This window comes from Rhizobium sp. BR 315 (assembly GCF_050577975.1).
Classification (GTDB): Bacteria; Pseudomonadota; Alphaproteobacteria; order Rhizobiales; family Rhizobiaceae; genus Rhizobium; species Rhizobium miluonense.
In genome coordinates this window covers 1-7,079 of the sequence record NZ_JARWKZ010000108.1, presented here as the reverse complement: position 1 = coordinate 7,079, position 7,079 = coordinate 1, and the positions used below count along the sequence as shown (strand labels likewise).

The window sequence follows — 7,079 nt, the reverse complement described above, 5'->3', positions numbered from 1 at the left end:
CGATAAACCAGTGACCGATCAACGTCGTGACGTCGCGCAACCTCCGTCACCGTCATCTCGCCAGTCAGCGTCTCCGAAACGATCGATTCCTTGGAAGTTCGTGTGAACTTCCGGCGCCGCATACTGCCCGCCAAAATCTCAAGCTGATGGATAGACACGTCGTTATCCTCGTTGTTAGCAACGTGGCGATACCGCTCACCTCAGCAAAACATCGATATCACCGTGACAAAGCAAGGCGGTCCTCGGCGTGGGGATACTGGACCTCTGGAACTCCGGACTTCCTGTGAAGGATCACCAAACATGTAACCGATCGCGCAAGTCTGTGGTTACGACGGCTTCGGTAATATTGTTGGGAGATATCGACAAGCATGGGTGACGGCTAGCTCGCCGGATGCGGTGCCGCTGCGACGGCACCAAGCTGCCGCACGCCTCCTTGCGAAGGCGTTAGACGATAATCAATTGCGTCTTCGAGAAGATATAGGTCGACGCACGCAAAGCCACATTCTCGATAGTTCGCCACGTTAATGACGTCTGGTGTCAGAAGTCTAACCAGACAAAGCCAAGCGTGAAATAACAGCTTTCAATGTGTCAAGATTTGGCTGAGGAACAGCTTTGTTCTGTCGTGCTTGGGGTTGCCAAAGAAGTCATCGGGGTTGCCCTCTTCGACAATTCGACCACAATCCATGAAAATTACCCGATCCGCGACGGCTCGGGCAAAACCCATCTCGTGGGTGACGCAAACCATGGTCATTCCCTCACGCGCCAGACTAGTCATAGTTTCTAGTACCTCCGAAACCATTTCAGGGTCGAGTGCTGAGGTAGGCTCATCAAATAACATCACTGCTGGTTCCATACACAGAGAACGGGCAATCGCGACGCGCTGCTGTTGTCCGCCTGATAATTGGGCTGGGTATTTGTTCGCTTGATCGGGGATGCGAACGCGCTCTAGGAACTTAAGAGCGATCTTTTTGGCCTCTGCCTCGGGCACGCCATTAATCCACATTGGACCGGCCATACAATTCATCAGCACGGTCATGTGGGGAAAGAGATTGAAGTGCTGGAACACCATACCGACATTCTTGCGAACTTCGGTGACGTTACGCATTCTGTTGTGCAACCTGATCCCGTTAATGGCAATCTCACCCTCCTGATGCGCCTCAAGTCGGTTGAAACATCGGATCAGTGTCGATTTTCCCGATCCGGAGGGGCCGCAGATGACGATGCGTTCGCTTTTGCTGACAGTAATATTGACATCAGTGAGTGCCCTGAAGGCGCCGTACCACTTGGAAACGTTCGTCGCTTCAATTATTTTTTCTGCGCTCATCGAGACCTGCTTCTGCTTCGAAGACTTGTGGGATGACGGCACATGCACTGGCGGCATGTTGTCAATCCCCTGCAAAGAGTTGCGCTCATCGGCCCCCTTCACTTCAAATGTATTGCTAAGGGTCATCGTACCATACTCCTCCCGAAATGGCGCTCGAGCCGTGATTGACCAATCTCGAGGCAGACAGACATTGTCCAATAGATGAGCGATGCTGCTATCAGCATCTCCATGTGATGAAACGTCGGCTGACCGATTGTGCGGGCAAGGAACGTCAATTCCCACACGCCGAGTACCGACACAAGCGAACTATCCTTTAGCATTGAGATGAACGTATTTCCCATCGGTGGAATGATGACAGGAAAAGCCTGCGGCAAGATGATCTTGCGCATGGTCAGACCGAAGCCAAAACCGATGGATCTTGACGCTTCCCATTGGCCCCGGTCGATACTCTGGATACCGGCGCGAAAGATCTCTGTCATATAGGCTCCCACACAGAGCGACAACGCCAAGATGCCCGAGGGAACGGCATTGAGCACAATCCCCAACTGAGGCAAACCGAGGTAAATCAGATAAATCTGCATGAGAAGGGGCAGACCCCGGAAAAAAGAGGTGTAAAAACTGGCGGTGGCATATGCGAAGCCATTGCTTGAAAGCTTTGCGACCGCGGCGACAATCGCGATTAGCGAGGCAAAGAAAAGCGAGACCGCTGAAACATAGATCGTAGTCACCACCCCTTGGGAGATGAGGTAAGGCAAATTCTCCCATATGAAGGGCATGCTCAGATTGAATGATCTGAAAAAGGCGAGAAACAGCAGCAATAGTTCCATCCATACGATGCCAATCTGCACCTGTAATGGAATAAATCCAACTACTACGATGTTGAGGCTAAATATGATCGCAAGTACGAAGGCGATCGCAAAACGCCCGTAAATTCCGCTTTGTAGCGGGTCGCCAATAACCGGCCGCATAAGTTCGCCGAAGGTCGTGCCCGCAAGGTTGAACGAAAGAAAAAATGCAAGCATTGCGACGAAGATCAGGGCGACGAACCAAGGCTTATGAACAAGCACCTCGGATTCAACTGTATCCCGATATAGCATGATAGACCCTTCAAGAAAATGGGCCCGGCCGAGCCGGGCCGCTAACGCGTGATGTCTTATTTTTGTTCGCAGTAGTCCACCCCGAACCACTTGATCGACATCTTGGAAAGGGTACCGTCATCTTTCATACTCTTGACGGCGGCCGCGATCTTGTCATTGAATTCGTCGTCGCCCTTCAAAATTGAGATTGCACCTGGCGCGTAGAAGAGGGTACCAAGCACCTTGATCGGATAGCCTGATTTTATTGCTTCACGGGCCACCGTATCATCACCGAGAACCGCATCTAAACGAACACCGTCGCCGAGACGAAGGTCGTCGAATGCGACGTTGCTGGATCCATACGTCTTCACTTGGCCTGGCGTAAATTGGTACTGCACCGGCTTGGCGTCAATCCAACTGGGATTGAAGTTGTGATTGGCGTAGGATTCCGCCACGTTGCCCGCTCCGACGCCGACAATCTTTCCGTCCAAATCCGAAAGCGTCGTCGCCTTGCTGTCTTTGTGAACAACGGCAACTTCTGGCGCCCACACGTAGACAGCTGGGAAGTTTAATTTTTCCGCACGCTCCTTGGTTGGCGTCATTTGACCCATAGAAAGATCCCAGCGACCCTCCCACTGGCCAGAGGTGATGAGATCCCAGGCAGGCGTAACAAACTTGACCTCCACCCCTAGGTACTTAGCAACTCCCTTAGCGATATCGACATCGTCACCATCAAGTTCGTGCTTGTCATTCATGCGCGACATCGGCCCCCAGTCCGTTCCGACCGCAACTGTCAGCGTCTTGGTTGCGCGTACGCGATCAAGTACCTCACCGGCATTTGCTTTGGCTAATGGAATTGCCGAAGCAACCGCGACCGACGACGCCGCTGTCAACATTTTTAAAAATTTGTTCATCCGATATTCCCCTTTGTTAGTGCTTCTTGATTGTCGGCGCGGCTCATCGCGGCGCACCTCGGCTCAGCTTGTGCGTCCCGATCGGTATCCCAGGCTGCTGCCCCGTTTTCGAAGCGTATCGTGTGGTAAATCGAAATGCAACATTTGTTTTAAGTATGTCTGTTCGACCCGAATGTATCGCCGTGAGTTATTGGCTTAATAACGCTGCGGTATCCGTGTTGTGTAGCCGCTTGGCCCGGACCGAAGGGGGCGCGGGTGTCGTCACTTCTTGGAACTAAGTGTAATCGGTCGTCAAAGCGGACGGCCCGGAAGGCCTGATCAGTGGCCACGCCATTTACATTTAAACTTGCCAGGGTGCGGTGTCGCAACCTCGATTGGGGAGCGACATCCAATGGATGGCTCGTGCGCTGGCGCATCAGATGCAGCCCAATGATCTTGAAAGCGATGTTACACCTGATCCATATATCGCAAACTAAGACACTCGTTGCATTAGTGGTCATATTGCGTTAGGCATTGGTTCCGGCTCGTAGGGTCCTTGGGAGTGTGCCCCTACTTACCGGTCCGCCAGACTTGTGCCGTGTTGTTAATGGAAGGATGTTCGCAACAAAGAAGCGGCCTGATCGTCAGCTACTTCGAATGGGTGAAGAATCTCACGCATATCCCTTCGGCTTCGGCTTGATGGAGCGCCGCCGGCGCGAGCGGCGCAACCAGACCATCGCACCGGCCCTCGAATGCATGACCGGTAAGGAGTTCCCTGCCGACATCCGTGACGAGTTCCTCGAAGGCGGCGCGGAAATCGATCTCGTTCGTTCCGGACTGGAAGACGTGATGCGAAGCACCTGGGGGCGCATTGCTGACCTGATGGAGCAGCAACCGGAACTCGGTGACTACCGAACCGCCGCCTATGTCGCGTCAATCCGACAGATCGCCGATGCCTATGAAGCGATAGGTATCTGATCGGCGACACGTACGAAAAGGGCTTCGTTTAGGGGATCAGTCGCTTGAGCTTTGAATTCGCCTCCCAAGCGACTTGGCTGCCGCCGAACAAGGACGGCAGCCTCTTTTTTGCGAGAGAGACTGGTATCAACAGCGTCAAATCGCGGGAGGTCTTAATCCGCGTCAGAGGCCACCCAGGCAAAGGTACTTCATTTCAAGATAGTCCTCGAGGCCGTGGCGGGAGCCTTCACGTCCAATGCCTGACTGCTTGATCCCTCCAAAGGGTGCAGCCTCCGACGACATGCGGCCGGTGTTAATGCCGACCATCCCGTATTCCAGCGCCTCGGCCACACGCCAGACCCGCCTGAGGTTCGAAGCATAGAAATAGGCGGCGAGGCCGTAGATCGTATCGTTAGCGTATCGCACGACTTGCTCCGGGTCGTCGAAACGGATGATTGGTGCCAGAGGACCGAAAGTCTCTTCCTGGGCGATGCGCATTGAGCTGACGACATTTGTAATCACGGTCGGCTCAAAAAATGTTCCGGACGTGCCGATGCGCCGCCCACCACATCGCACTATTGCCCCGTTTTTGACAGCGTCATCGACATGCGCTTCGATCTTTGTCAGAGCATGATTGTCGATCAGAGGCCCGATCGCGGTGTCCTGTTCAAAGCCGTCGCCAACGCGAAGTCTTCGCGCGTGCGCGGTGAACTTTTCAGCAAATTCGTCATAGACGCGTTTTTGGACGTACAGCCGATTGGCGGACACGCAGGTCTGCCCAGCATTGCGAAACTTGGCTCGGATCGGGCCGTCAACGGCGGCGTCGATATCAGCATCGTCGAAGACGATGAAAGGGGCGTTCCCGCCGAGTTCGAAGCTGATGCGCTTGATTTGGTCGGAGCACTAGCGCATCAGTAATCGGCCGACTTCGTTCGACCCTGTGAAACTGATCTTTCGCACCTTTGGGTTTGAACACAATTCACGACCGATAGCGTCACCCTCTGACGCATAGACGAAATTGAGAACGCCCTCCGGGAAACCAGCTGCACGCGCGAGGGCGAACATGGCCCCGGCAACGAGGGGCGTTTGCTCAGCGGGCTTCAAGACAACGGTACAGCCAGCGGCAAGCGCCGGCGAAATCTTGCGCGCTACCATCGAGGCCGGAAAGTTCCAAGGGGTAATGGCCCCGACAACACCGATTGGTTGCTTGATCACCAGCATACGCCTGTCATTGGAGGGCGCTGAAATGGTCTCGCCGTAAATGCGGTTGGCCTCTTCGGCGTACCATTAGAGATATGCMGCCGCGTACAAGACTTCCGATTTCGCCTCTCCCAGCGGCTTTCCCATCTCAGCCGTCAAGATCACGGCAAGATCGTCGCTATGTTCGAGGATCAGCCGGTGCCACTTCCACAGGATGTCCGAGCGCGCCCGGGCGGTGAGCCCAGCCCAAGGCGCTTGGGCAGCATGCGCCTTGTCAATGGCTGCGGAAACCTCTTCGGCACTCATGTCCGGCACCTCGGCCAGCAGATCGCCGGTGGACGGGTTAAAGACCGCAAAGCGCTTCATAGATGTAGCCGTGTGCGTGCTAGGCTCGGATAGGTCGAGGAATTGCTCCGGATTTTTTAGATGCCTCGTTAGCGCAGCAGTGAGCGTCATTCCCGTTCTTCCTGTTCCGATCGTCAACGTCTACAGCTTTGTTCATCTGAACGTTTATGCTGAACGGGGACGCCGGAGCAATGTTGTTCCTGATCGTTGCGGTGAAGGCGGCGCGCAGCTTGACTGAGAGCGATCAAGGTCTCGATTTCACTTTTGCACCTTTCGCCAACGCCTTCCACCGCCAGCAGGGGTAGGGGGTCTAGAGGGGGGCGGCATAGATACGTTTGACGTCCGCGAAGTCGCTGAGTTCAACGAGCAGAACGGTCGCTTTCAACGTCTTCGCATGCTCGCGCTAGGCCTTCGCAAGGGAAGCAAGATTCGTCAAGCACCACTGTTCGGTCGCCATTGCATTCAACCCTGCGAGATCGCAGCTGAGCAGCCGGGTATTCGTTTCATCACGGATGTCGCTCAGCGCTTTGAAAGCGGAACGTATTCGCGCAGCGGTGCGCCGGTATAGAGCTGGCGCGGGCGGCCGATACGCTGATCCGGATCTTCGATCATCTCGTTCCACTGGGCAATCCAGCCGACGGTGCGGGCGAGCGCAAATAGTACCGTGAACATGGTCGTGGGGAAGCCGAGCGCCTTCAGCGTGATGCCGGAATAGAAGTCGACATTCGGGTAAAGCTTCTTCTCGATGAAATAGTCATCGGTCAGCGCGATACGCTCCAGTTCGATCGCGATGTCGAGCAGCGGATCGTCCTTGATGCCGAGTTCGCCGAGGACCTCGTGCGCCGTCTTCTGCATGATCTTGGCGCGCGGATCGTAGTTCTTGTAAACGCGATGACCGAAGCCCATCAATCGGAACGGATCGTTCTTGTCCTTGGCGCGGGCGATATATTCCGGAATGCGGTCGACCGTGCCGATTTCCGTCAGCATGTTGAGCGCAGCTTCGTTGGCGCCGCCATGGGCCGGGCCCCAGAGGCATGCGATGCCGGCGGCGATGCAAGCAAAGGGATTGGCGCCGGAAGAGCCGGCGAGGCGAACCGTCGAGGTCGATGCGTTCTGTTCATGATCCGCGTGCAGGATGAAGATGCGGTCCATGGCGCGGGCAAGCACCGGATTGACCACATATTCCTCGCAGGGCACGGCAAAGCACATGCGCAGGAAATTCGACGCATAGTCGAGATCGTTCTTCGGGTAAACGAAGGGCTGGCCGATATGGTACTTGTAGGC

5 protein-coding genes and 2 pseudogenes are annotated in these 7,079 nt (G+C 55.1%); 1 reads left to right on the top strand and 6 read right to left on the bottom strand.

Annotated features, from left to right (window positions below):
* From QD409_RS35005 to QD409_RS34990, 4 genes are all read right to left on the bottom strand, one after another.
* Window positions 1-122, bottom strand: a 122-nt coding sequence (locus QD409_RS35005) for a transposase (protein WP_430764986.1), incomplete at its 3' end; no start/stop codon positions are given.
* Window positions 123-580: 458 nt separating this feature from the next.
* Window positions 581-1,324 carry an amino acid ABC transporter ATP-binding protein gene (locus tag QD409_RS35000; protein WP_028755383.1) on the bottom strand — a complete coding sequence of 248 codons (744 nt, stop codon included), beginning with the start codon at window positions 1,322-1,324 and terminating at the stop codon, window positions 581-583.
* Between the two features lie 122 nt (window positions 1,325-1,446).
* Window positions 1,447-2,421 carry an amino acid ABC transporter permease gene (locus QD409_RS34995; RefSeq protein WP_004129028.1) on the bottom strand — a complete coding sequence of 325 codons (975 nt, stop codon included), beginning with the start codon at window positions 2,419-2,421 and terminating at the stop codon, window positions 1,447-1,449.
* A gap of 56 nt (window positions 2,422-2,477) precedes the next feature.
* Window positions 2,478-3,314: a transporter substrate-binding domain-containing protein gene (locus tag QD409_RS34990; RefSeq protein ID WP_004129031.1), complete on the bottom strand. Its 837-nt coding sequence runs from the start codon at window positions 3,312-3,314 to the stop codon at window positions 2,478-2,480.
* Between the two features lie 613 nt (window positions 3,315-3,927).
* Here QD409_RS34990 and QD409_RS34985 point away from each other — a divergent pair.
* Window positions 3,928-4,271: pseudogene (locus tag QD409_RS34985) on the top strand (glutamate dehydrogenase); the annotation flags it as partial.
* Between the two features lie 162 nt (window positions 4,272-4,433).
* Here the strand turns inward: QD409_RS34985 and QD409_RS34980 are convergent.
* Window positions 4,434-5,906 (bottom strand): annotated as a pseudogene (locus tag QD409_RS34980) (NAD-dependent succinate-semialdehyde dehydrogenase).
* Window positions 5,907-6,314: 408 nt separating this feature from the next.
* The coding region (gene gltA, locus QD409_RS34975) for a citrate synthase (protein WP_430764985.1) at window positions 6,315-7,079 on the bottom strand (765 nt) is incomplete at its 5' end.

Bases quoted from the DNA above. Each gene is read 5' to 3' on its own strand.
- QD409_RS34995 (WP_004129028.1), bottom strand. From the start codon at position 2,421: ATGCTATATCGGGATACAGTTGAATCCGAGGTGCTTGTTCATAAGCCT.
- QD409_RS34990 (WP_004129031.1), bottom strand. From the start codon at position 3,314: ATGAACAAATTTTTAAAAATGTTGACAGCGGCGTCGTCGGTCGCGGTT.
- QD409_RS35000 (WP_028755383.1), bottom strand. From the start codon at position 1,324: ATGAGCGCAGAAAAAATAATTGAAGCGACGAACGTTTCCAAGTGGTAC.